This is a genomic window from Acinetobacter sp. BSP-28 (assembly GCF_044130285.1).
GTDB lineage: Bacteria > Pseudomonadota > Gammaproteobacteria > Pseudomonadales > Moraxellaceae > Acinetobacter.
The window spans coordinates 119,380-143,866 of record NZ_JBIQOB010000006.1 but is presented as its reverse complement, the minus strand read 5'-3'; the positions used below and the strand labels follow the sequence as shown (position 1 = coordinate 143,866).

The 24,487-nt window shown below is 42.3% G+C and carries 21 protein-coding genes; 11 read left to right on the top strand and 10 right to left on the bottom strand.

Translation table 11 applies throughout. The features are described from left to right. Window positions 1–47: 47 nt before the first annotated feature. Both murI and ACE01R_RS06315 read right to left on the bottom strand, forming a co-directional pair. A complete protein-coding gene (murI, locus tag ACE01R_RS06320) occupies window positions 48–920 on the bottom strand; it encodes a glutamate racemase (RefSeq protein WP_395549760.1) in 873 nt (290 codons plus the stop codon). A gap of 48 nt (window positions 921–968) precedes the next feature. After that, the gene (locus ACE01R_RS06315; RefSeq protein WP_395549759.1) at window positions 969–1,580 is read right to left on the bottom strand and encodes a DUF1285 domain-containing protein; all 612 of its coding nucleotides are present in this window, start codon (window positions 1,578–1,580) and stop codon (window positions 969–971) included. 187 nt (window positions 1,581–1,767) lie between these two features. Between ACE01R_RS06315 and ACE01R_RS06310 the strand changes: the two genes are divergently transcribed. Further along, the gene (locus tag ACE01R_RS06310; protein ID WP_395549758.1) at window positions 1,768–3,480 is read left to right on the top strand and encodes a 4Fe-4S dicluster domain-containing protein; all 1,713 of its coding nucleotides are present in this window, start codon (window positions 1,768–1,770) and stop codon (window positions 3,478–3,480) included. 116 nt (window positions 3,481–3,596) lie between these two features. Here the strand turns inward: ACE01R_RS06310 and tusA are convergent, their stop codons facing one another. Next, window positions 3,597–3,854: a sulfurtransferase TusA gene (gene tusA / locus ACE01R_RS06305; RefSeq protein WP_395549754.1), complete on the bottom strand. Its 258-nt coding sequence runs from the start codon at window positions 3,852–3,854 to the stop codon at window positions 3,597–3,599. A gap of 201 nt (window positions 3,855–4,055) precedes the next feature. Here tusA and ACE01R_RS06300 point away from each other — a divergent pair, with 201 nt between their 5' ends. Beyond that, the gene (locus ACE01R_RS06300) at window positions 4,056–4,895 is read left to right on the top strand and encodes an HlyC/CorC family transporter (RefSeq protein WP_395549753.1); all 840 of its coding nucleotides are present in this window, start codon (window positions 4,056–4,058) and stop codon (window positions 4,893–4,895) included. Next, entirely contained in the window at window positions 4,892–6,451 is a 1,560-nt protein-coding gene (lnt, locus tag ACE01R_RS06295) for an apolipoprotein N-acyltransferase (RefSeq protein ID WP_395549752.1), read from the top strand. Before ACE01R_RS06300 ends, lnt begins: the two co-directional genes overlap by 4 nt. Before the next feature lie 167 nt (window positions 6,452–6,618). Here lnt and ACE01R_RS06290 read toward each other — a convergent pair whose 3' ends face one another. The 3 genes from ACE01R_RS06290 to gspF all read right to left on the bottom strand — a co-directional run bounded on the left by ACE01R_RS06290 (window position 6,619) and on the right by gspF (window position 8,917). Beyond that, a complete protein-coding gene (locus tag ACE01R_RS06290; RefSeq protein WP_395549751.1) occupies window positions 6,619–6,954 on the bottom strand; it encodes a hypothetical protein in 336 nt (111 codons plus the stop codon). A gap of 279 nt (window positions 6,955–7,233) precedes the next feature. Next, window positions 7,234–7,671 (bottom strand): type II secretion system major pseudopilin GspG, encoded by a 438-nt coding sequence (gene gspG / locus ACE01R_RS06285; RefSeq protein WP_395549750.1) that lies wholly within the window; start codon window positions 7,669–7,671, stop codon window positions 7,234–7,236. A gap of 40 nt (window positions 7,672–7,711) precedes the next feature. Further along, complete coding sequence (gene gspF, locus ACE01R_RS06280; protein ID WP_395549749.1) at window positions 7,712–8,917, bottom strand: type II secretion system inner membrane protein GspF; 1,206 nt, start codon at window positions 8,915–8,917, stop codon at window positions 7,712–7,714. A gap of 152 nt (window positions 8,918–9,069) precedes the next feature. On the opposite strand from gspF, the gene ACE01R_RS06275 reads away from it, so the two are divergent. The 8 genes from ACE01R_RS06275 (at window position 9,070) to ACE01R_RS06240 (ending at window position 17,513) form a co-directional block, all read left to right on the top strand. Further along, window positions 9,070–11,292: a primosomal protein N' gene (locus tag ACE01R_RS06275; RefSeq protein WP_395549747.1), complete on the top strand. Its 2,223-nt coding sequence runs from the start codon at window positions 9,070–9,072 to the stop codon at window positions 11,290–11,292. A gap of 59 nt (window positions 11,293–11,351) precedes the next feature. Next, window positions 11,352–13,193 (top strand): monovalent cation:proton antiporter-2 (CPA2) family protein, encoded by a 1,842-nt coding sequence (locus tag ACE01R_RS06270; RefSeq protein WP_395549746.1) that lies wholly within the window; start codon window positions 11,352–11,354, stop codon window positions 13,191–13,193. Between the two features lie 50 nt (window positions 13,194–13,243). Then, on the top strand, window positions 13,244–14,119 hold the full coding sequence (locus ACE01R_RS06265; protein ID WP_395549745.1) for an Hsp33 family molecular chaperone HslO: 876 nt from the start codon (window positions 13,244–13,246) through the stop codon (window positions 14,117–14,119). Window positions 14,120–14,351: 232 nt separating this feature from the next. Beyond that, the gene (locus ACE01R_RS06260) at window positions 14,352–14,807 is read left to right on the top strand and encodes a DUF2147 domain-containing protein (RefSeq protein WP_395549744.1); all 456 of its coding nucleotides are present in this window, start codon (window positions 14,352–14,354) and stop codon (window positions 14,805–14,807) included. Between the two features lie 429 nt (window positions 14,808–15,236). After that, a complete protein-coding gene (locus tag ACE01R_RS06255; RefSeq protein ID WP_395549743.1) occupies window positions 15,237–15,704 on the top strand; it encodes a DUF2147 domain-containing protein in 468 nt (155 codons plus the stop codon). Between the two features lie 143 nt (window positions 15,705–15,847). Continuing rightward, the gene (locus ACE01R_RS06250) at window positions 15,848–16,813 is read left to right on the top strand and encodes a DnaJ C-terminal domain-containing protein (RefSeq protein WP_395549741.1); all 966 of its coding nucleotides are present in this window, start codon (window positions 15,848–15,850) and stop codon (window positions 16,811–16,813) included. A 10-nt stretch (window positions 16,814–16,823) separates the two neighbouring features. Next, window positions 16,824–17,162, top strand: coding sequence for a chaperone modulator CbpM (locus ACE01R_RS06245; RefSeq protein ID WP_395549739.1), 339 nt, complete (start codon window positions 16,824–16,826; stop codon window positions 17,160–17,162). Window positions 17,163–17,255: 93 nt separating this feature from the next. Continuing rightward, window positions 17,256–17,513, top strand: a complete 258-nt coding sequence (locus ACE01R_RS06240; RefSeq protein ID WP_395549737.1) for a YdcH family protein — start codon at window positions 17,256–17,258, stop codon at window positions 17,511–17,513. Window positions 17,514–17,613: 100 nt separating this feature from the next. Here the strand turns inward: ACE01R_RS06240 and ACE01R_RS06235 are convergent, their stop codons facing one another. The 4 genes from ACE01R_RS06235 to recD all read right to left on the bottom strand — a co-directional run bounded on the left by ACE01R_RS06235 (window position 17,614) and on the right by recD (window position 24,473). Continuing rightward, window positions 17,614–18,849 carry a magnesium transporter CorA family protein gene (locus ACE01R_RS06235; protein ID WP_395549736.1) on the bottom strand — a complete coding sequence of 412 codons (1,236 nt, stop codon included), beginning with the start codon at window positions 18,847–18,849 and terminating at the stop codon, window positions 17,614–17,616. 256 nt (window positions 18,850–19,105) lie between these two features. Further along, entirely contained in the window at window positions 19,106–21,193 is a 2,088-nt protein-coding gene (gene pnp / locus ACE01R_RS06230) for a polyribonucleotide nucleotidyltransferase (protein ID WP_395549817.1), read from the bottom strand. Window positions 21,194–21,461: 268 nt separating this feature from the next. Next, window positions 21,462–21,731: a 30S ribosomal protein S15 gene (gene rpsO / locus ACE01R_RS06225; RefSeq protein WP_005007057.1), complete on the bottom strand. Its 270-nt coding sequence runs from the start codon at window positions 21,729–21,731 to the stop codon at window positions 21,462–21,464. A 978-nt stretch (window positions 21,732–22,709) separates the two neighbouring features. After that, window positions 22,710–24,473, bottom strand: coding sequence for an exodeoxyribonuclease V subunit alpha (gene recD, locus ACE01R_RS06220; RefSeq protein WP_395549735.1), 1,764 nt, complete (start codon window positions 24,471–24,473; stop codon window positions 22,710–22,712). Window positions 24,474–24,487 lie beyond the last annotated feature (14 nt).

Genomic DNA, 24,487 nt, shown 5'->3' with positions numbered 1-24,487 from the left:
TGAAAAATTTTTTAATATATTTCAAAAGACTAGCTGCATTTGTTTATTTATTCAACACCAATATTGCGAATATCCCAAGTCAAATCTTCTTGCATCAGGTACTGCAGCACAGTTTTTAAATTTTCTGCATTATTGCCACTGACATAGCACTCAATACGCAAGCCATTATTTTGCTCTTGCTCAAATAACAATTGATTTTTGATCAAAATACGGGCTGTTTGTCGTGCAACTGCCAGTCCAGAGTCAATTAATGTCAGTTTCTGACCAAATATAGACTGAATTGCAGGTTTTAGGAAGGGATAATGTGTACAACCCAGAACTAAATAATCGGCACCCTGGTCGACCACGGGTTGCAAAATTTCTTTCAAGGTGGCTAAACATGCTGCACTCATCTGTGCACCACTTTCTACAAAGGGCACCAGATCCAGACTGGTGACAGGAATAACCTTCACATTGGCGGGAAGTGCAAAACGCTGTATCACGTCTTTAATCAGCTGACCACGAAAGGTGGCAGGCGTGGCAAGTACAGCCACGGTTTTGGATTTAGTTTGCAGAACGGCCGGTTTCAGTGCAGGTACTAAACCTATAATAGGAAAATTTTCGCCATAATAATCACGTAAATAATCCAGACTAAATGCTGAAGCGGTATTACATGCTACGACTGCTACTTTACATCCTTGACGATATAGCCATTCAATGGCATGCGCGGTAAGCTCACGAATATCCTGATCCTTACGCGATCCATAAGGTACATGGGCTGTATCTGCATAATAAACAATACGTTCTTTGGGCAAATGTCTGGCAATTTCTTGCGCTATAGACAAACCGCCTATTCCAGAATCAAAAATCCCGATGGGTGCATCAGCTTGTGCCTTGGGCATTGGGTCGATTAAAGGATAAATAGGATGAATGGCTGTCATAGTTCCACTTTCAGCAGTTCAAGAAATCGGAAGATTAAAGCTTAAACCTCAGGTGCCTAATTGCAAGCAAAAATCGCCACTTTGTAAGCTTAAAATGGTTTCATTTTTGTCATTTTCAAGGAGCTGTCCCATTTCAATTAAATGAAAAAAAGCAGAACGTTGAATTAAGGCATTAATCCCAAAACGCACGTGCACATAAGGACGCAATTCACTTTCATATTCACGCATAAAAACGGGATGTTCCGGATCCACAATCACCACATCCTGTGTGGTCGTAGTGAATTGAATATAGGTCTTTCCATCAATTTCGACCTGATCTGCCTGATTGACAAATAAAGGCTCATCTTCAACGGATATTTCAATCTGCTCAACCGGGGTCTTTAAGTAGAACTTACCCTGCTCTTTCCAGAGTACGGTTGAGAACAGGTCAATCAGGGCCTGTCGTTTGATCAATTGACCTTCGTGCCACCATTCTCCATTGGCTTTTACCTTTAAATCCATTGCACCACAATGCTTTGGATGCCATTGTTCTAAAGGTGGGATTGACTTTTTGTGACCGGACTGTGCACTTTTTAAGTATTGTGCGATGCCCATTAAATTTTTATCATCGGCAATAGCTACTTTTTTCGTCGGATTTGGTGAATTATTTTGATTAATCATAACTAAAGACCCTGCTGACGGAAAAATAATATGATTCAGCCAATTGGCTAGATCGAGGTTTAAAACTATACTAGCCCACAATATAAAGGACACGAAATAAAATTGTGTCTGGGCATACAGAACACTCATGGCAGCACCGGGTTAAACAATTACGGTTGCCACCTTCTAATCATATGAGGAGTCCTACATGGAACACATCGAACGTGAATCGATGGAGTTTGACGTAGTCATCGTAGGTGCAGGACCGGCCGGTCTTTCTGCAGCGATCAAAATTCGTCAACTTGCAATTGAAAACAACCTGAACGATCTGTCGGTTTGTGTCGTGGAAAAAGGCTCTGAAGTCGGTGCGCACATCTTGTCTGGTGCGGTATTAGAACCCCGTGCCATGAATGAGCTGTTCCCGAACTGGAAAGAAGAAGGTGCACCTTTAAATGTGCCGGTCACTCAAGACAAAACTTATTTCTTGCTGTCGGATGAAAAATCTCAGGAAGCCCCACACTGGATGGTGCCAAAAACCATGCACAATGATGGCAACTATGTCATCTCTTTAGGTAACGTGGTTCGCTGGTTAGGCACCAAAGCCGAAGAACTGGAAGTATCGATCTTCCCGGGCTTTGCTGCATCAGAAATTCTGTACCATGAAGATGGTTCAGTGAAAGGTATTCAAACCGGTGACATGGGCATTGGTAAAGATGGTGAAACGACCCATAACTTTACCCCGGGTTATGAACTACATGCCAAATACACCCTATTTGCTGAAGGTTGCCGTGGTCACTTAGGTAAACGCCTGATTGCCAAATACAACCTCGATCAAAATTCAGATCCGCAGCACTACGGTATAGGGATTAAAGAGCTGTGGGAAATCGATCCAGCTAAACACAAACCAGGTCTGGTGATGCACGGCGCTGGCTGGCCTCTTGCAGAGACCGGTTCTTCAGGCGGTTGGTGGCTGTACCACGCGGAAAATAACCAGGTGACTTTGGGCATGATCGTAGACTTGTCCTACACCAACCCGCATATGTATCCATTTATGGAAATGCAGCGCTGGAAAACTCATCCACTGATCAAGCAATATTTGGAAGGCGGCAAGCGTATTTCTTATGGCGCGCGTGCGGTAACTAAAGGTGGTTTCAACTCGCTGCCTAAATTCACCTTCCCGGGTGGTAGCTTGATTGGTGATGATGCCGGTTTCCTCAACTTTGCCAAAATCAAAGGCTCTCACACAGCAATGAAATCCGGCATGCTCTGCGGTGAAGCGGTGTTTGAAGCGATTGCTGCCGGTGTAGCAAAAGGCGGTGACCTGGCGGTTGCCCGTGTGACGGAAGGTGAAGATCTCTTTGCCAAAGAATTGACCGCTTACACTGACAAGTTCAACAACAGCTGGCTAAAAGAAGAGTTATACAACTCGCGTAACTTTGGCCCGGCGATGCACAAGTTTGGCCAGTGGCTTGGCGGTGCGTTTAACTTCATCGACCAAAACGTATTTAAAGTGCCATTCACTTTACATGACCTGGTGACAGATTTTGGTGCCCTGAAAACTGTAGATGCAGTGAACTTCAAACCGAACTATCCAAAACCGGATGGCAAGCTGACCTTTGACCGTTTATCTTCAGTATTCGTGTCAAATACAGTTCATGAAGAAAACCAGCCGGCACACTTGAAACTGACCGATGCTTCTATTCCAGTCAACGTGAACTTACCAAAATGGAATGAGCCTGCGCAGCGCTACTGCCCTGCCGGGGTTTACGAAATCATGGAAGAGAATGATGGTTCCAAACGCTTCCAGATCAATGCAGCCAACTGTGTCCACTGCAAGACCTGTGACATCAAGGATCCTTCCCAAAACATCACCTGGGTAACACCTGAGGGTGGCGGTGGTCCAAATTACCCGAATATGTAATTTGATCTCATATGGTTTGAGCTTTGCTTAAACCATTCAGACACATTAAAAAAAGCCCTGCTTCAAGCGGGGCTTTTTTTATTAGGCTTTGAGGCAAAAATTTGCTGTGAATTTCTCTAACCTTTCTTCACCAGATAATGAAACTCTTTATTGCCGTTTTCATCTAAACATTCTTCTTGTAACAATAGCTCATGTCCCAAATGCATACAAAACTTGGGAATATCCCAAGAGGTTGAATTATCTGTAGCAAACACTTCAACGACATCTCCGGACTTAGATTTACGAATTGCCTGATGCAACATCATTACCGGTTCAGGGCAACGTAATCCACGGGTGTTTAATTGAATGCTTGGAGTAACAGAGGGTTCAGACATCAGAAAACTCAGGTTTTAAAATCTGCGCTTATTTTAGCATAAACATCTAGACCCGGTGATATACAGCAAAATGAAGGAGATAGCGTATTTTTTTGACTGAATTGCCTATGATTTAGATCAATATTAGCGATAGACAACTGTATTTTCTACGGTATGATTAAAATTACATTTTTTAGATATTAAGAGTCTTTAGGAAAGATCATGCACGAGGAATCAGGCCCGTCGTGGGGTATGCGCGGCTTACGCAAATGGTTGGGTACAGCACCCGAAACTCGCGACGAACTGCTCAAATTAGTACAAGATTCACGTCGTTTTTTAGAACCCGATACGGTGGCCATGCTTGAAGGCGTCCTTGACCTTCCTGCCACTAAAATTCGTGAGGTCATGACCCCGCGAACTGCTATGATCAGCTTGCAAGAAGATGATCAACTACTTGATATTTTGCATGTGCTAGTTGAATCTGCTCATTCACGCTTTCCTGTGTTCTCATCCGATCAACCGGACAATGTGGTCGGGATTTTATTGGCTAAAGACTTGTTGCCATTTCTGACTGAACCTACATCAAAAGTGGATATTCGTGCACTTATGCGCCAACCGCTGTTCGTACCGGAAAGTGCCCGTTCCGATCAGGTCATGCGCATGCTGAAAAACACCCAGACCCACATTGCCGTCGTGATTGATGAATACGGTACTACTTCAGGCCTAGTCACTTTAGAAGACATTCTGGAAGAAATTGTCGGTGAAATTGAAGATGAACATGACAAGGTCGATGAAGAAGCACAGTACATCATTCCGGACAATGATCCGCATACAGCAAATACCTGGCTGGTTCAAGCACTTACACCAATTGAACACTTTAACAATGTTTTAGATGCTGAATTTTCTGATGATGAGGTAGAAACTGTCGGCGGTTTATTGCTTCAAGAAATTGGTCTAGTCAGCGATTTACAAGGTCAAGTGATTGAACTTGAAAATTGGGAATTTACCATTTTAGAAGCAGATGCCCGTACTATTCATCTGATTCGAGCTGTCCGTAAATGAGAACTTACTTTGATAAGCTGTTAAATTCATCTCAACAACAAAAGCAGCTCCCATTTATTTATCCATTTTTAATTTCGCTGTTTTCAGGTGCTGTGTTCAGTTTTGCACTGGCACCTTATTATTACTGGTGGCTGGCCCTGCTGTCTCCAGCCCTGCTCTATGCTTCATTGCGTAAACGCTCTGCTCCACAAGCCTTTTTTATTGGCTGGGCTTATGGCTTTGGCTTGTGGTTTGTCGGCGCCTTCTGGCTGTATACCTCGATCCATGTCTATGGTGATACCAGTGCTTTCTTAAGCGTACTGATGATTGCCTTTATGGCCTTGGTGATGGGACTATTTACCGCGTTGCAAACCTGGATCTACCGTCGCTTCTTCCCGGAAACACCACTGACTTTTGCACCGCTATGGGTATTCTTCGAATGGGCTAAAACCTGGGTATTCACCGGTTTCCCTTGGCTATTTGCCGGTTATGCCTTTACCGAACGTTTCCTCGATGGCTATGCGCCCTTGTTCGGAATTTTCGGCGTTTCGTTTGTAGTGATTATACTGGCTTGTGCGTTGGTGGAAATTCTGAATAAGCGTGTCTTTTGGGTCATTCCTTCAGCTATCTTACTGCTGGGTGCCTGGGGAGCTTCCTATCTCAACTTTGTGCAAGAAAAAGATGAGAAACCGCTTTCCGTTTCCCTGATTCAGGGCAATATTCCGCAAGACCTGAAATGGCTGACCGAATATCAGGTCAAAACCCTGATGATCTATGCCAACTTAAGCCGGACTGAATGGGGACGTGATCTGATCGTCTGGCCGGAATCTTCCATTCCAATGTTCCAGACCGATATTGAACCCTTTCTGGATGCCATGAAAGTTCAGGCCAATAAAACAGGAACTGCCTGGGTCACCGGTCTTCCTTATTGGGATTTGAAAGAATCACAAATTGAACAACGCCCGATGTACTACAACAGCATTATGGCAAGTGGTGATGAATCTGAAGGTTTATATAAAAAGCAGCGGTTAGTCCCATTTGGTGAATATGTGCCTTTATCGGGCTGGCTTAGCTGGGTACTCCCTGCATTACAGAATGATCCGTCTATGAGTGGTTTTTCTCGTGGAGCACGTGACCAGAAACCATTAGATATCAAAAACCATGCGTTGGGTGCTGCCATTTGCTATGAAGTGGCTTATCCCAACCTGACTCGTCGCAATGCCAGTCAAAGCGATTATTTGGTAACTGTTTCTAATGATGCCTGGTTTACCGGAACGGCTGGACCTTGGCAACACTTACAAATGGTACAAATGCGTGCCAAAGAAAATGGACGCTGGTTTATTCGTGCCACCAATACCGGTGTAACGGCATTTATCGACCATAACGGACATATTGTCAAACAGGCACCAACAGATCAAACCGCGATTCTTCGTGGTGAACTACCTGCCATGCAGGGCGAAACCTTGTATATGCGCCTCAGTGATTGGCCAATTCTGGGCTTCTCCTTGTTATTGCTAATTTTAGGCTGGATTTATCGTCCCCGTAAGGTGGATGTGTCGTTTAAATCACGGCGTTAGCTTTAAGTGTTCCCTCTCCTTCTAGGAGAGGGCTAGGGAGAGGTAAATTTTTTATGATTAATCGCCCTCATCCTCTTGCGGAATATATTCCTCATCCCAGAGGGAGAAGGAATAAAAAGGCACTAAAAACTGAGGTCAATGCCTCGGTTTTTTTTATTAAATTGAATTTATAGCTGAGTCACCAAATAAGACATCATGGCTGCTAAAAATAGCATCGGCGTATAACGATAAACTTTCACCACACCCTGTTCTAAAGCTGAAGACTGTTGTTGTTTTAAGTTGAGTACAGTCGCTTTTAATGCAGACCAAAAGCACAATACAAATAATGCGCTAAATACACTGATGGCAAAAAAGCCAACCATGATCTGGCTACTGCCTTCGGTTGCATTCCATAAACTTAGAATGCCCTGGCTAATGGGAAGCAAGCTCAAAATCAAAAGAACAGACTTGAGCATTGCCCAGTGAAATTGGTTAATTTCATCCGATACTATTAATGCTTTCATTCCATTCTCCTTGGCTAAAAATACCATTAAGGATATTATGCTCAGTTTTAATTAAATAAAAAGACTATATTTATTCATATTTTACAATTCTTGTAATCAATAAATATGGGAATAATTCTTATTATAACTCTCAAATAGTGATTATTATATATTCTGTTTAAATTCAATATTTTAATATATATTTTATAATTAAGATTTATTATCACTTCATCTTCTATTGAATAGTCAGATGAAGTGAATTGATATATTCCATAAAGCAAAATATATAATGATTCTCAATTAAGGCTGATAATAAATATCGGCATCTGTACCTTCACCGCCTTCCTTACCATCGGCGCCAAAAGAATATAAATCAAATGCCCGGCCTTCAGCGCCTGGAATCACATATTGAATATCATTTTCCCAGCTGTCTTTGGGATAGCCACCTTTGACATAACCACCCTGCATCCAGTTTTTAGCCGAAGCTGGCTGATTAACCAGTGCATCTAAACCGCCATCCTGCATGGACGGATATTTACCATTATCCAGCTTGTATTGATCTAAAGCCCCGGCAACACCTTTTAAGGTAATGGCTGAAGTATCGACTTTGGCTTTTTCACCGCGTCCCATCACATTCGGAACAATCAGTGCAGCCAAAACACCTAAAATTACAATCACCACCATCACTTCAATAAGGGTAAATCCAGACTGCTTCACTTGATATCGTTTCCCGTGCATCTCATTCTCTCGTAAAAATCATTATCTTTATAAAAATGGGTTAAATCATATTATTCATATTCACAATCGGCAGCATCACAGCAATCACAATCACCAACACAATACTTGCCATCAATACCAGCATCAGCGGTTCAAGCAAGGCCAGTAAGGTTGAAATGAGTGTAGTCACTTCACGATCCTGCATGGTCGAGGCACGCTCCAACATACGATCCAGCTCGCCCGACGCTTCGCCACTTTTGATCATTTGTACCATCATCGGTGGGAAATAACCACTACGCTCTAGTTGCGTGGCCAGGTTGCCACCTTCAGTGACTCGCTCGGCTGCCAAATTGACTGAATCCCGAATCACCCAGTTATTACTGACCGCAGCACCAATTTTAAGTGCATCGACCAAAGGTACGCCAGACTGGGTCAAAATCGATAAGGTACTGGCAAAGCGTGCCGCATTTATACCACGTGATAATTTACCAAATAATGGCAACTTGAGCGTTAAACGGTCAAACGCATAATGTCCTGCAGCGGTTCTTAAAAAGCGAACTAAAGCAGTAAAACCCACCACACTGGCGACTAACAAAAACGGCCATGCCACACGAATAAAATCACTGGCTTTCATCAGCGCCACGGTAATCCAGGGCAATGTATCTTTGCTTTGATCAAAGGTTTTGACAATGTCCGGAACCACATAGGTCATCAGCCCCATCACAATGGCAAAAGACATCAGCATGAGAATAATCGGATAAATCATTGCGCCCTGCACTTTCTTTTGCATGGCAAAGCGATTTTCGGTGTAATCTGATAATTGATCCAGAATTAAATCAAGATGTCCCGAACGTTCACCCGCTGCAATAGTAGCAATATATAAATCGGGTAAACGTCCGGCTTGCTGCAAGGCATTGGCCAGCGAATGACCTTCCATGACTTTTGAGCGCACCGACATCAACAAGTTTTGCACATGAGCCTTTTCACTTTGCTTGCCCACAGCCCGTAGTGCTTCTTCTAAAGGAATTCCGGCAGCAACCAGAACTGAGAGTTGACGGGTAAACAAGGCTAAATCATAAGCCGTGATTTTTTTCTGAAACCAGCGTTGTGAGGTATGCTTGTCTTTTTGCTCAACAGGATCAACAGTCACAGGAATAAGCGCTTTGTCTCTTAACTGTTGACGAATTTGACGTGCTGAATCACCCTCTAACACGCCTTTTTGCTGCTTCCCTGAAGCATCGATGGCAGTAAATTGATATGCAGGCATTGTGATGCTCTAATTTTCTAAAATTTGCTTCAGCGCTGTTGCGTCTGACCACCAAAATCATTCATATTCTTATACATAAATGATTTGCTCACTCTAACATAACTCTATCTTGAGCACGACGAAATTTGATCAGGACTATTTGACCCTTATTTATGCCAAATACACCATCGACTCCAGCCAACATTTATCGCATTCGTGTTGCCGTACCTGTACATATCTATGACTGTTTTGATTACACCCTGACAGCTGAACAATACCAGCAAGCTGAAGTGGGGGCACGTGTTGCCGTGTCGTTTGGTCGTCAAAATCTGATGGGTATTATTGTCGAGAAATTAACGGCTGACACCCCGATTGATCCGCGTTTTAAACTCAAAGCCATTACCGAGCTGCTGGATGATCAAGCGCTTTTAGATCAGAAAATCTTAAATTTACTCATCTGGTCAGCCCAATATTATCAATTTCCGATTGGCGAAGTTTTTCAGAGTGCTTTGCCGACGTTTTTGCGCCAGGGTAAACCCTATAATTTATTGGCACGCATGTGGAAAGTGCTGGATTTGGCTGCTGAAGCAAAACTGACCCGCTCTGAAAAACAGCAACAGGCTTATAAAGTTTTAAAACTGCATCCTCAAGGCACTACGGAAAATATTTTAAATTTGGCTGGCATTGAAACTGCAACACTCAAGGCCCTAGAAAAAAAAGACATTATTAAATGTGTTTTAGAAAATCAGGATTTTAGTCCACAACCGGTCACACTGGCGCAAATGCCGTTAACGGCGAATGAAGATCAAAAGAAAGCCATTCAACAGGTGTTGAAAGCCCAGAAAAAATATCAGGCTTTTTTACTGGATGGCTTGACCGGGAGCGGTAAAACCGAAGTCTATTTGCAGATCATGCAAGAGGTGCTGAAACAGGGCAAGCAAGTCTTAGTTTTAGTTCCTGAAATTGGTTTAACACCACAAACCATTAGCCGTTTCCAGTCACGTTTTCATGGCAATATTGTACTGCTGCATTCCGGGTTGAATGACTCAAAACGCTTACAAGCCTGGCAGGCTGCCCAAACCGGCAAAGCCTCGATTATTTTAGGCACACGTTCTGCCATTTATACGCCGTTGCCCAATCTGGGCTTAATCATTTTAGATGAAGAACATGACCTCTCTTTTAAGCAACAGGAAGGATTTCGCTATCATGCCCGTGATGTGGCCATGTATCGTGCGCATCTTGAAAGTTGTCCAATTATTTTAGGTTCAGCCACCCCCAGTATCGACAGTTATGCCCTGGTTGAATCGGGGAAAATGACCCGTTTAGAACTCAATCAGCGTGCTGGTGCGGCAGTGATGCCAAAGATTCATCTAATTGACCTAAAAATTGCGCAAAAACAGAATGGTATTAGCCAAAGCCTGATTGATGAAATGCAAAAACGTCTGGATAAAAAAGAACAGGTACTGGTATTTTTAAACCGTCGCGGTTATGCCCCGGTTCTGATTTGTGAAAGCTGTGCCTGGCAGGCCAAGTGCCCGCATTGTGATGCCAACTTTACCGTCCATCGCCAGCCTTATCAGCATTTGCATTGTCACCACTGTGGTAGCATTCACCGTCTGCCGGAGCAATGCCCGCAGTGCAAGCATAGTGAATTAAAACCGATTGGTCTGGGTACTGCCAAAGTTGAAGAACATTTACAACAATTATTTCCCAATTTTGACGTGATTCGGGTCGATCGTGACTCGACCAGTCGGGTCGGCAGCTGGCAAAAAATTTATGACAAGATCCAGAAAAGTGAACCAGTCATTTTACTCGGCACGCAAATGCTGGCCAAAGGGCATCACTTTCCTTATGTCACCTTGGTGGCCATTTTAGATATTGATTCAGGCCTGCTCAGTGTTGATTTCCGAGCCACCGAACGCACGGCACAACTGATTGTACAGGTTGCTGGACGGGCTGGACGCGGTGAACGCAAAGGTGAAGTCTATTTGCAAACCCTGAGACCGGATCATCCCTTATTAAATACCTTGATTCAGGATGATTACCGTCATTTTGCCAAACAGGCCTTAAAAGAACGCCAAGCTGCGTTATTGCCACCTTTTCGTTATGCAGCTTTAATTCGTTGTGAATCGAAAAGTCAGGAACAAAATCAGGAGTTCTTGCAACAGCATGCCCAGGCTTTAAGACAGGTTTCTGAGAACCTGATTGATATCTGGGGACCGATTCCCGCCCCAATGGAACGCAAGGCTGGGCGCTATCAGGCGCATATGGTGTTGTTGTCGCAAGATCGAGCGCGATTACACTTTTATATCCGTAACTGGTGGCAAAATATGTTGCATCAAAAGCCCTCAACCATGAAACTTACACTCGATATAGATCCTCAAGAATTGAGCTAACTCAACGTTCACACTTTGCTTAATTTTTTTGAAATTAAAATAAATTCCAGGACGAGCTGATGTCGCTACTGTTACAAATTACGATTTTTCTGGGAACTTCACTACTTCTGGTTCCACTTGCCAAGCGTTTTGGCATTGCCACCGTACTCGGCTATTTGTTTACAGGTATTCTGCTCGGTCCCAGCGTATTGAATATTGCCAGTGACCCGGAAGCGATTCAGGAACTGGCGGAATTTGGCGTCATCTTGCTCATGTTCATTATTGGTCTGGAACTGCGTCCGCAGCGCCTTTGGGAAATGCGCAAATCCATCTTCCTCATGGGCAGCTTACAAGTCGGCATTACCGGCGTTATTCTGGCAGTCGTGACTTTTTTTACCTTGCAGCAGAACCTGGCCGCCAGTTTTGTGATTGGTATGGCGCTGGCGCTATCTTCTACCGCCTTTGTGTTACAGCTGCTTTCAGAAAAGCAGCAGCTCAACACCACCTTCGGGCAACAATCTTTTTCTATTTTACTGTTTCAGGATATTGCGGCCATTCCCCTGCTGGCGATTATTCCCTTACTGGCTGGCACTGAATCGACCCATCATGGGGTGGCCTACTTTGCCGCGATCATCGCGACCTTTAGCGGTTTGTTCCTGTTTAGCCGCTATATGATGCGTCCTTTTTTCCGCTTTGTAGCCAAAAGTGGCGCGCATGAACTGATTACCGCAGTCGGCTTGTTTATTGTGTTGGGTGTAGTGGCCCTGATGGATGTGCTCGGCATCAGTACCACCCTGGGCGCTTTCTTGACTGGGGTATTGCTTGCCGACTCTGAATTCCGTCATGAACTCGAAGCCAGTATTGCACCGTTTAAGGGACTGCTGCTGGGCTTATTCTTCATGACGGTGGGCATGACCACACAATTGTCACTGCTGGTAGATATGCCCTGGCTGATTATTGGCGGTGCACTCATTTTAATGCTGGTCAAAAGTATCACCCTGACGGCAATTGCCCGCTATTTAAACTATTCATGGCGCAACAGCTTACTACTTGCGACCTGTCTGGCCCAAGGCGGTGAATTTGCCTTTGTGGTGCTAAAAGTCGCGACGAGTGAAAAAGTTCTGACTCAAGCCATGCTTGAACCTTTGACCCTGATTGTGACCCTTTCCATGGTGCTCACCCCGATGTTTTACTGGTTGATCAGCCGCTGGATTATTCCTTTAATAGATAAAGAAAAAACGCCTGTTTATGATGAAATTCCAGACATCCATAACCCGATGATCATTGCCGGCTTTGGCCGTTTTGGCCAGATCATTGCCCGTATTGCCCATTTACAGCACCAGTCTTTTACCGCCATTGACAGCAATCTGGAAAAAGTCGATTTCGTGCGAAACTATGGCGGTACGGTATACTATGGTGATGCCACACAACCCGATATTTTACGTTCCGCGGGCATTGAATACGCCAAGGTTTTTGTCCTGGCAATTGATGATATTGAAGACTCCATGAATGTGGCACGCCATATTCGCTTAAACTATCCCCAGCTGAAACTTTTGGTTCGTGCCCGAGACCGTCATCATGTGCATTTACTGCGCGACTTAGGTGTCGAACATATCTGGCGTGAAACCTATTTGTCATCGCTGGGCATGGCTTATCGCGCTTTACGTGAGTTAGAGATTAGCGAACAAGATGCCTATAAGAGTATTGAACTGTTCCGTGATTACGATGAGAAATTACTGCTTCAACAACAACGGGTTTATACTGATGAACAGAAGATTTATGAAACCCATCGTAATGCACTGGCAGAACTGGAACACTTATTTGAAAGTGATGCTCAAATTCGTCAGGAACCCACTGGCGTCAATTTACAACGAGGCTTAGCACATCAGCGTATTGATGTCACAAGAGATGATAGTAACTAGCTTGTGTTTTACAATATAGACACCATTAACACGGGCTATTGGAGAAATTTATGTCTGAATTACGTCAACGCTTTTATATTGAAAATTGCCCGATTCGTGGTGAAGTGGTGCATCTTGAAAGCGTTTTGCAAACCATTCTCGCGCAACGTGATTATCCGCAAGCCATTCAAATTCTTTTGGGGGAAATGCTCAGCGCTACCGCCTTGTTAGCCAGTACCCTAAAAATTAAAGGCCGCATCAGCCTGCAAATTCAAGCAGCTGGCACATTCAAATGGGCAATGGCGGAATGCAACCATTTAGGTCAGCTACGTGCATCAGCGGATTATGAAGAAGATCCACGCTTTTTTCAGGCAGAAAACAGCAGCACGGTATTTAATGCCCTAGTCAATCCGATACTGTTTATTAATATTGAGCCTGAATTTGGCGAACGCTATCAGGGTATTATTGCCCTAGAACACGAAACTTTGGCCGGTTGTTTAATGCAGTATTATGATTTATCTGCACAAATTCCAACAAAAATTGTTTTGGCCAGCAATGCTGAACGCTCTGGCGGGCTGCTGATTCAACTCTTGCCACGTAATAGTGAAGAAGAACAGCAACGTGTGGATGAAGACCTTTGGCCACGCCTAACCATGCTAACTGAAACATTAAAAGCGGAAGAGCTCACAGATCTGGAACCGACTGAAATTCTTTACCGTTTATATAATGAAGAAGATGTGCGTTTACCAGAAGTGGAACAATTAAGCTTTGGTTGTACCTGCTCTAAAGAGCGTTGTGCCAATGCCTTGATTCAAATTGGTGTAGAAGCGGTACGTGAAACGCTAGAGTTTCAGAACCCGATTACCATGGATTGCCAGTTCTGCAGCACCCGCTACACTTTTACTGCTGAAGAAGCTTTTGGTTTATTTGGTAAACACCTCAGTTGATTTTATTCAAGTGAACAACATCAGGACAGCTATAATCGCTGTCCTTTTTTATCTTCGCAAAAAATTAAAAATAAAATCCATTATTTTCTTATCCTTTTTTACCTCATTTTTTTACACTTGTATTTTAAATATTTTAGCGTAGAATTTCATTTCAAAATAAAGCAAAACAATCTCAAATAATGCTTTATTTTTAATGCATAAAAATAAATTAATAATTGGAAATATTGACCACATGAACACAAAAATAATACTCAGTATATTATTACTGCTGACTTGTCCTTTTATTCATGCAAAAACCCGTGATTTAGTGGGAACATGGAAAGCGATTGATGATAAAACAGGCTATGCGCGTGCTGACGTTCTCATCACCAAGAAAGAAAATGGAGGGTATCTGGGAACAATTATCCAAGTCCATGCCATTCCAAACCGTACCCCCATTGAACATTGCGAAAAATGCAAAGGTACACTCAAAAATGCCCCTCTAATTGGCTTACCTATCTTTTCAGGCTTTAAGCAAAATCCTAAAAAGACAGATGAATTTATTGATGGTCAGGTACTTGATCCCCTTTCCGGTCATGTCTATCAAGGTAAAGGACGTCTTAATACCCGAGGCAATGTCCTGACCTTACGTGGCTTTATTGGCACTAATCTACTCGGCCGGACCGTATCCTGGATTAGAGTGGATTAACATGCTTTTCATTCAGCACAAGTTTTTATCTCCATCCTGTTAAAAACTTGTGCATCCTCCATTTATAACCTTAAAATCCAGTTCAACCCTTACCTCTATAAATAAGCAATAAATTATTTTTTATTATTGACTTAGATATATCAAAAGATAAATTCCATTATTAAAACCTATAAGAATAATAATTTTTCTTCATAAAAAACCGTATTGAGCATTTAGGTAAAATATTAATTGAATAAAAATTTAAATTTTTAATATCCCGTTAGAGTGTTTTTTAATCAAAAAGAAATTAAAAAATAAACCACACAACACAATCAATTTTTTATGTGAATTATTTAGCATTTTAATCATTTGATTTTATAGATACTTATCGTTATAAATTAGATGTTTTACTCTAAAAACATAAGACATTCATTTCAACAGGGGGAATTAATGAAGAATTTGTATAAAGGCGTTGTGACAGGATTACTATTGGCAACCCTATCTTCATTAAGTTTTGCAGAAAACGATAATGATCCTTTGGTCGGCAAATGGAAAACAATTGACGATCGAACCGGTTATTCGCGTGCCGATGTTCAAATTAGCAAGAAGCCGGATGGTACTTATGAAGGAGTCATCGTTGCGACCCGTAATGTACCAGGCACAGAAAAAATGGGGATCTGTTCGAACTGTCCGGGTAACCTGAAAAATAAACCATTTCTTGGCCTGCCTTTTATTTGGGGTTTTAAACAAAATCCGGATAACCCACGTGAATTTAATCATGGCCGCGTGCTTGACCCGATTGGTGGCAAAGTCTACAAAGGCAAAGCACGTCTCAGTGCCAGTGGCAAGCACTTAAACCTGCGCGGTTATGTCGGTGTATCGGTAATTGGCCGTAGCGTGACCTGGATTAAATATTGATCTTATTAATGATTTGCGAAGGCTCCTGTTAAGGGGCCTTTTTTTTGTCATGATTTGAAACAATAAGGTACAGATCTACACTGTTGCAGATTTATGAAAGGCATAATAATGATTAAAACATAATCAGTTCTAGCTTCTTATTTATGCCTAAAAATCATTACGAAGTTCTTGGCATTAGTCGCAATGCCACACAGGATCAAATAAAGAAAGCCTACCGAAAACTGGCTCGAAAATATCATCCTGATGTTAGCAAAGAGAGCGATGCTGAAGAAAAGATGCAAACCATTAACGTTGCCTATGACACCTTAAGCAATGAAGAGAAAAAAGCTGAATATGATTTTCAGCTGGATCATCCTGAAGCTTTTTATCAATCCGGGGCACAAACAGGAACCGGCGGTTTTGACCATGCCCACTTTTATAACCAGGGATTTAATCAGCAACATTCCAGTTTTAGCGGTTTTGAAGATCTTTTTGGACGCTTTGGCGCGGGTTTTGGTGGCGGTAACTATCAATACCAAAATCAGCAAAGACAGCAACAACGCAGTTATCAAGGAGAAGATCAGCATGCCAGTATAGAAATTGATCCTGAAATTGCTTATCACGGTGCAACACAGCATATTACCTTGCAGATTCCTACCTTAAATGCTTATGGAGAGCCTGAAGTTCAGCGCAAAACCTTACAGGTCAAAATCCCCAAAGGCATGAAAGAAGGTCAACACATTCGCCTGAGCGGCCAAGGTCAAAGTGGCATCAATGGCGGTAAAAATGGGGATTTGTATATTGAAATTCACTATAAAGATACTGCGCGGATTCGGGTTGAAGGTGCCGATATTTATTACAATGTGAATATCACCCCCTGGGAAGCAGCATTAAGCCAAAGCATAGAAATATCTACGCCCGAGGGTAAAAAAATTCAGGTCAACGTACCTAAAAATGCCAAAACCGGTCAACAGCTACGACTCAAGGACAAAGGGATTCCGAGCAAAGTGCCAGGTCATCTTTATCTTGTTTTAAATATTGTCTATCCAACTGCGCAAACTGAACATGAACAGCAGGCTTATCAAGCTTTTTCCGAAGCTTTTGCAACGTTTAAGCCTCGCAATGCTTAAGGAGAACATCATGACTACTATTCATTATCGTGAAATTATATCTGATGAATTTAACCCTGCAGATGTCATTGATGAGCATTACAGTTTTGATTTAAAGCATTTTGCTGATGCCTGTGGACAAAGTCCTGAATGGGTTTTACAGCTACTTGAATACGATATTTTAGACACGCGTCCAGAAGAAAGAATTCATCAATTTTTTGGTGACGATGTTTCTCGTGCACGTCGGGCCTACCGTTTGCAGCGCGACTTTGATGCCAGCTTTTCTGCGGTGGCAATGATGCTCGACTTAATTGATGAAGTGCAACAATTACGTAAACAGGTGAAACACTTCAATGTAAAAAATGCTTAAAGGTACTTTTCTGCCTCCCTCGTACCGTTTATAGACTAGGTACGTGGTGGTTATTTTGTTCTGAAATTCAACGCTGGAGAATAATCTAGGCTTATGAAAACCAAAGAATGCAATAAAAAAGTGAAAAGAATGTTTCCTGAACATCAGGAACTCATCCATAAACTACGACATGACGATCCTCATTTCGCGAAAATATTTGAGGGCCATCAGGATCTGGATAAGGAGATCACTCAGCTTGAGCTTAATCCGGTTAATCTAATCAATGACGATATTGATTCATTAAAGCGCAAAAAGCTGAAAATGAAAGATGAAATTTATAAAATTCTGTCCCAGAATGCTCAAGTAAGCTGATCTTTTAGCAGGCAAAAAATGGCCAAGATCATTTTTGGGTTGGATTGGACGATGCCGTATTGTGCATCAAACATAGCAGGTATTGATAAAAACTGACCCATTATTTTAACTTGGTCAGTTTTTCAACTTCTTTCATGGTTTCTTTGACCGATTGCTTAATCGGCTCATAGTTTAAAAACCAGAACAGGTTTACGTGCTGATCTTGGTGCTGTTGAGCCAACAAATCAATGACGCTCTTTTCCCCGCGGCCCACCAGATGGCGACGATAAAAATAATAAACCAAGAGTGCCGTGGTGATCAGCATCACTATCAGCATGCTCCAGAACCCGGTTGGAGATTTTAATCCTGGAATAAATTCAAAGTTCATTCCATAAATCCCGGTCAATAAAGTCAGAGGAGCAAAAATTGCAGTGATAATGGCCAGAATCCGCATATTTTCATTGGTCTGGTTAGCAATTGCAGAAAAATGCAAATCGATAGCAGCCTGAATGGATGCACGAAGACGAACCATATGCTTTTGAATTCGGCCCACATGGCTGACCAGATCATCCATCCGCACCAGCATAATATCTTGCCGTTCAGACTTTTTCTTACCTTTTAAATGTGGGTAATTATCTACAATTTCATCCCGCAGTTCCTGTAAGGCATCAATCTGTTCTTCGCAGAGATTCTCCACTTGCTGAAACGACATGCTTTCTTGGAATAACTGATTCCATTTGCTAAATCTACGATGGCCTTGTAGTAATTCTTGCTGCCAAAACTCTACCCGACGGGTCAGGGGTACTCGCAAATCTAAATAGCCATCGATAATGCTATTTAACAAGCGTAAAGTTAAATCTAAAGGTGTGGTAGAAACTTTACGTGATTTGTTTTGATCTTGCACAGAGCGGGTAAAATTCATTTCAATTCGTGAAATATAATTCTCAACCGCCCTGTTGCCCTGTTCACGTACTGTAATCAGCACCTGAGGCGTCATGATAAAGCTAATCGGTGTGGTGGCTAAACCAAACATCTTTTCATGCTGTTCCAGCGCTTGTGCGCCGGTTTTTATATCATCATCCGGTGTAATCAGTTTACGAAAAATCAGCAGGTCATAATCTTCCATGGTATCGAAGGTACAAGGATGCTCCAGATTTAAAACATCTTTCACATGAAACTCATTTAAAATCAGCTGGGTATATTGATAGATTTCTTTTTGCCACTCATCCGCACGATTCACTACATCTTCACGAGTACAATCGATCCATACAAAGAGGGATTCGGCTTGAGTATTTGGAGTTTTCTGTACAAAAAAATGCTGTTCAGTAGGATGTTGGTAGAAATAATAAACCTGCATGTAAACAATTCTCTAGGGTACTTTCTTATTGTTGGATTGATGGAAATTTCAATAATTCAACCGCGCTATGGCATAAAATTATGAGCTGCGCGAAAGCGTTAAGCAATAACATACAACTGGATTTGCACATTTTAAATCGAATTTTATTTGTGCCCATAAAAAAGCCCTGAGCGACTCAAAGTTATTCCTTTGACGAAGCTCAAGGCTTTTTATATATTTTCATTCACATGAGCTAACTCATGTGAAGTACAAACAATTAAGCTTGTTCAATGTCTTTCATAGTTAATTTGATACGACCACGGTTGTCGACATCAGCAACTTGAACCTTGATTTCCTGACCTTCAGACAATACGTCTGAAACGTTGGCAATGCGTTCGTTCGAAATTTGAGAGATGTGAAGTAAGCCATCAGTACCAGGAAGGATGTTTACAAACGCACCGAACTCTACGATACGAATCACTTTACCAGTGTAAATTGTACCTGGTTCGATTTCAGCAGTAAGCGCCTGGATTTTTGCAACAGCAGCCATCGCAGCAGCTTTAGTTTCACCGAATACGCGAACTGTACCGTTGTCTTCAATGTCAATTGCAGCTTTGGTTTCTTCAGTAATCGCACGAATGGTCGCACCACCCTTACCAATCACGTCACGGATCTTGTCAGGGTTAATGTTGATCACCTGGAATGTCGGCGCGTGCATAGAAATTTCTGGACGAGCACGTGAAATCACCTGGTTCATTGCATTTAGGATGTGCATACGACCTGCATACGCCTGGTTCAATGCAACTTCCATGATTTCTTCAGTGATACCTTCAATCTTGATGTCCATTTGAAGTGCAGTAATACCGTTGGCAGAACCTGCTACTTTAAAGTCCATGTCGCCAAGGTGGTCTTCATCACCCAAGATGTCAGAAAGAACTGCGAAACGCTCGCCTTCTTTTACTAGACCCATTGCAATACCGGCAACAGGTGCTTTAAGTGGAACACCTGCATCCATAAGTGATAATGAAGCACCACATACAGAAGCCATTGAAGATGAACCGTTAGATTCAGTGATGTCAGATACAATACGGATCACATACGGGAAGCGGTCAGCTGGTGGAAGTACAGCTTGAACACCACGACGCGCCAGACGACCATGACCGATTTCACGACGTTTAGGACCAGATTCACGACCAGTTTCACCTACTGAATATGCGGGGAAGTTGTAGTGCAACATGAAGTTGTCAGTTTTAGTACCTGCAAGGGTATCAACCATCAACGCATCACGAGTGTTACCCAAAGTTGTTGTTACCAACGCCTGAGTTTCACCACGGGTGAACAATGCAGAACCGTGAGCACGGTCTAGAACGCCAACCTGTACGTCAAGCGCACGAACAGTTTTTGTATCACGACCGTCAATACGTGGTTTACCAGACAAGATGTTGTCACGTACTGTACGGTATTTAAGATCTTCAAATAATTCGTTTAAGTCGTCAGCAATGCCAGTTTCGTCATTTTCTGGAACGAATTGAGCAACCGCTTCAGCTTGAAGCGCGTCAAGCGCGTCATAACGGTCATGCTTAACTGCAATGGTATATGCTTCAGAAATTTTTGCTTCGAACGCTTCTTTCAATTTAGCACGAAGGTCTTCGTTTTTCTCTGGAGCAGTCCAAGTAGACTCTGTTGCACCAGCAGCAGCTGCGAATTCTTTGATTGCCTGAATGGCAATTTGCATTTCATCATGACCGAAAAGTACAGCACCCAGCATTTGGTCTTCTGAAAGTTCTTTTGCTTCAGACTCAACCATAAGCACTGCAGATTCAGTACCTGCAACAACAAGATCAAGATCACTTTCTTTTAACTGTTCATTGTTCGGGTTAAGAACGTATTCTCCGTTGATTAAACCAACACGCGCACCACCGATTGGACCGCGGAAAGGCGTACCGGCAATGGCAAGTGCTGCAGAAGTACCAAGCATTGCAGCAATGTCGGCTTCCATAGTTTTGTCAGAAGAAATAACGGTTGCAGTCACTTGAATTTCGTTGAAGTAACCTTCCGGGAACAACGGACGAATTGGGCGGTCAATTAAGCGTGAAATTAAAGTTTCAGCTTCAGAAGCACGGCCTTCACGTTTACCGTAACCACCAGGAATACGACCTGCAGCATATTGTTTTTCTTGATAGTTAACCGTCAGTGGGAAGAAATCCTGACCAGCTTTTGCTTTTGGTTGAGCAACAACAGCAACAAGTACCGTTACGCCGCCCATAGTAATTACCACGGTATTTGCTTGACGTGCAACGCGACCTGTTTCAAGTACAACATTGTGCTGGCCGTATTGGAATTCTTTACGAACAATATTAAACATTGACATGTATTTTTCTTTCCTAGTTCTTTTGAACAGTTATTCTAGTGGAGACCCCTAAGGTTTGGCATTCACATCAACTGCATAAATGACAAAGCTTAGAAGCCGACCTCACTAGAGAATAAAAATGTATGAATACACTATTTTTAAACACAAAGAAGGAGCGAAACAATCGCCCCTTCCCCATTACCTAACCAAGGCCAGGTATACTTTAATTTTCAGTAATACGGCATTCAACATGCAATAGTCCGAAAAAATAAGTTTAATCGAATTAACGACGTAAACCTAAAGCAGCGATCAAAGCGCTGTAACGAGTAGCATCTTTACCTTTAAGGTAGTCAAGAAGCTTACGACGTTGGTTAACCATACGGATAAGACCGCGACGGCTATGATGGTCGTGTTTGTGTTCTTTAAAGTGACCTTGCAAATCATTGATTTGGGCAGTTAAAAGAGCTACTTGAACTTCAGGTGAACCAGTGTCGTTTTCAGCGCGAGCAAATTTAGCAACGATCTCTGCGCGATCTGCGTTTGTTAAAGCCATTCGATTTCTCCGAGATGCTTAAAAATTACATTTGATAGAAATCAATTGATTTCTCAATTGACTGCCGTGCATCACTACAGCAAGTGCGTTATTTTAAGGGAAAATCCAGGGGATTGCAAAAAGAGAAACTGCTTTTCATCTTTTTATATCAATTCATTGAAAAGGCTTCATTTTTTATTTTGTCCATTCAACTTTGAATTTATAGCTTGCCAGTCAAATTTTCTCCTGAAAAAGACTGAAACAACATGGTTTTTCCCGATTAAAAAATGCGTATTTTTATTTTAGCCTCATTCATTCAAGATAAAAAAAAGCCCAAGCTAGGCTTGGACTTCTTTGCGCTGTAGTTTCTTATATTTTAATTATTATTATTTTATTTATTATTATTTTATTTATTATATTAATTTACGCTTTCTAGCGCTTATTATTATTAACATTCCCTGTGTTAACTTTTACTTCCCTATGTGGCAAATTTTGCCATAAATCCTTGTGTAAAGAAGTCGACTTTTTCGTATCTCCTTGTAAGTTTTTTCGTACATTCGTTAATGTTTTTTTATTGCTCATGTAAACAAAAAAATAAATATATCAATAAAAATCAATTATTTAATTCAATTTAATATTAATTATATACAAATATAGCTCTATAACTCCGTTGAATATCTGTTCTTAAGCAGGTTTAACTAATAATGTCAGATTGTGACAATATTTTTAAGTATTGGTATCTTTTGCACATAAAAAAGCCCTGTAGTCTCTCCCAAAACTACAAGGCTTAGCGGCTGTAAGTTTCCTCTTTATCCTTACTTCAGTGTAAGTTCGCTGCCTTTCGACATTATTATTATGGTATGGCGATTTTACCCAACCTTCCGTGTTGAGCTTTTTATGTGCAGCCATCATCTCAAAAACATTCCTAAAGCTCTATGCGGCAATTTCTCGAATTGATGTAAGCAATTTCGTACAAAAACCTGTATTATTTATTTATATTTAACAATTTATCAAACTGTTAATTTTATCTAACATCCCGCTTTTTCTGCTGGTTTTGATGGTTAATGCTTGTACTAAGGCCTCTTGATCGGCCAACACACTCACCACTTTCTTGGCACGGGTAATTGCGGTATACAGCAATTCTTTACTGAGTAAATTTTTCGCAGCCTCATCCAATACCACTGCGGTATGGGTAAATTCCGAACCTTGTGATTTATGAATGGTCAGTACAAATGCAGTTTCAATACTTTTCGGCAAGCGGGTAGCGGGCACCCATTTTTCCAGACTCGGAAAATAAACTTCAAATTGCGACTGTCCATCACGGCTACGCTTAAAACAGATCCCGATATCCCCGTTCGACAAGCCCAACTGGTAATCGTTATAGGTCATCATGACCGGACGACCAACATACCAATCACCTTGCTTGCTCATATGTAGAGCTAAAACCTCCAGTAAGCGCTGTTCAATTTGCTGATTCAGTTGGTTTAAACCAAATGCGCCATGCCGAATAGCGGCCAAAATTCGGTAATCATCAAAAGTCTTGACCACCTGAGGTACCCAAAGCTCAGGCTCATCGGCGGTTAAATAACTTTTTAGCACTTCAATATAGGCTTGATAGCCCAACATCAGTTTGTCGTAATAGGCTGTCCGGTCAAATTGCCTGGACAGATGAGCAGGAAGATATTCCAGTTGAATTTGATCGTCCATTTCAGCTTGCAGTGACAGCGCCTTGATTTCACCCGGAGCAACCACTTGCTGGGCAAAATTTTCTAATAATGCACCACTATTTTGAGGGACTTCTTGTGCCTGAATAAATTTGGCCATTTGCCCAATCAATGCACCCTCTTTAAAACGGCGACTGGTAACGAGGTTGACCCGACTCTCTGCCAAAGCGGGAACTTGTTGTAGATCCGCCAGTACTGATCCTACATCTACCGCAGCCAACTGATCCGCATCGCCCAGTAAAATTAAGCGGGCCTGATCCGGCACTGCCGACAACAACATATTGGCCAAACTCAAGTCCAGCATGGAGGCTTCATCCACCACAATCACGTCATAAGGCAAAGGCTGCTTGGCATGAAAACGTGGCTGATAGTTCGTTCCTAACCCCAATAAACGGTGAATAGTAATGGGATGCAGCTGTTTAAGTTCATCGGTGACCAAGTCTTGCAGTTTTTCATCATTCAGTGAGTTTTGCAGCGCCTCTTTCATGCGCTGTGCAGCCTTACCGGTCGGTGCTGCCATGGCAATACGAATATTGGGCATGGCCTGATTCAGCACGGCAATAATGCGGGCCAAGGTATAGGTTTTTCCGGTTCCTGGTCCGCCGGTAATGATATTCAGTACATGCGTCGCCACCATGCTTAAAGCTTGTCGTTGATATAGGTCGGTGAGTAAATCTGGATAAGCGGAAAGATCAACAGCTTCAATGTGTTGCTGTTTTAAACGTGCTACCTGCAATGCCAAGGACTGTTCCAATGCCCAATAGCGATACAAATATAAATACTGCTGATCGAAAACAAAGGGCGCAAGCTGTTCTTGAATGTGATCTACCGAAACCACTAAATCATTCAGTGTATCGGCTTGTGCCTGAGTTGCAGAAATACAACTGTCGCCTTGTTGAACTGCTTCCAGAACCTGTTGAATAATGTCGCTACTATTTTCGTCCTGTGGCGCATAACTAAACGGCTTCTGGCGAATAAACCGACTCCAAGTGCTGATCCATTCAGCGCTTTGATCATCTTTATATTGTTTATTTTCCACACAGTTATCCTCAA

What these genes read in the sequence shown, in the direction of transcription:
- ACE01R_RS06265 (WP_395549745.1), top strand. Translation starts at nt 13,244, where the DNA reads ATGTCTGAATTACGTCAACGCTTTTATATTGAAAATTGCCCGATTCGT.
- ACE01R_RS06290 (WP_395549751.1), bottom strand. Translation starts at nt 6,954, where the DNA reads ATGAAAGCATTAATAGTATCGGATGAAATTAACCAATTTCACTGGGCA.
- gspF (WP_395549749.1), bottom strand. Translation starts at nt 8,917, where the DNA reads ATGCCTGCATATCAATTTACTGCCATCGATGCTTCAGGGAAGCAGCAA.
- lnt (WP_395549752.1), top strand. Translation starts at nt 4,892, where the DNA reads ATGAGAACTTACTTTGATAAGCTGTTAAATTCATCTCAACAACAAAAG.
- ACE01R_RS06310 (WP_395549758.1), top strand. Translation starts at nt 1,768, where the DNA reads ATGGAACACATCGAACGTGAATCGATGGAGTTTGACGTAGTCATCGTA.
- ACE01R_RS06260 (WP_395549744.1), top strand. Translation starts at nt 14,352, where the DNA reads ATGAACACAAAAATAATACTCAGTATATTATTACTGCTGACTTGTCCT.
- murI (WP_395549760.1), bottom strand. Translation starts at nt 920, where the DNA reads ATGACAGCCATTCATCCTATTTATCCTTTAATCGACCCAATGCCCAAG.
- ACE01R_RS06255 (WP_395549743.1), top strand. Translation starts at nt 15,237, where the DNA reads ATGAAGAATTTGTATAAAGGCGTTGTGACAGGATTACTATTGGCAACC.
- ACE01R_RS06250 (WP_395549741.1), top strand. Translation starts at nt 15,848, where the DNA reads ATGCCTAAAAATCATTACGAAGTTCTTGGCATTAGTCGCAATGCCACA.
- ACE01R_RS06240 (WP_395549737.1), top strand. Translation starts at nt 17,256, where the DNA reads ATGAAAACCAAAGAATGCAATAAAAAAGTGAAAAGAATGTTTCCTGAA.
- ACE01R_RS06275 (WP_395549747.1), top strand. Translation starts at nt 9,070, where the DNA reads ATGCCAAATACACCATCGACTCCAGCCAACATTTATCGCATTCGTGTT.
- ACE01R_RS06315 (WP_395549759.1), bottom strand. Translation starts at nt 1,580, where the DNA reads ATGATTAATCAAAATAATTCACCAAATCCGACGAAAAAAGTAGCTATT.
- ACE01R_RS06235 (WP_395549736.1), bottom strand. Translation starts at nt 18,849, where the DNA reads ATGCAGGTTTATTATTTCTACCAACATCCTACTGAACAGCATTTTTTT.
- ACE01R_RS06270 (WP_395549746.1), top strand. Translation starts at nt 11,352, where the DNA reads ATGTCGCTACTGTTACAAATTACGATTTTTCTGGGAACTTCACTACTT.
- rpsO (WP_005007057.1), bottom strand. Translation starts at nt 21,731, where the DNA reads ATGGCTTTAACAAACGCAGATCGCGCAGAGATCGTTGCTAAATTTGCT.
- tusA (WP_395549754.1), bottom strand. Translation starts at nt 3,854, where the DNA reads ATGTCTGAACCCTCTGTTACTCCAAGCATTCAATTAAACACCCGTGGA.
- pnp (WP_395549817.1), bottom strand. Translation starts at nt 21,193, where the DNA reads ATGTTTAATATTGTTCGTAAAGAATTCCAATACGGCCAGCACAATGTT.
- ACE01R_RS06300 (WP_395549753.1), top strand. Translation starts at nt 4,056, where the DNA reads ATGCACGAGGAATCAGGCCCGTCGTGGGGTATGCGCGGCTTACGCAAA.
- ACE01R_RS06245 (WP_395549739.1), top strand. Translation starts at nt 16,824, where the DNA reads ATGACTACTATTCATTATCGTGAAATTATATCTGATGAATTTAACCCT.
- gspG (WP_395549750.1), bottom strand. Translation starts at nt 7,671, where the DNA reads ATGCACGGGAAACGATATCAAGTGAAGCAGTCTGGATTTACCCTTATT.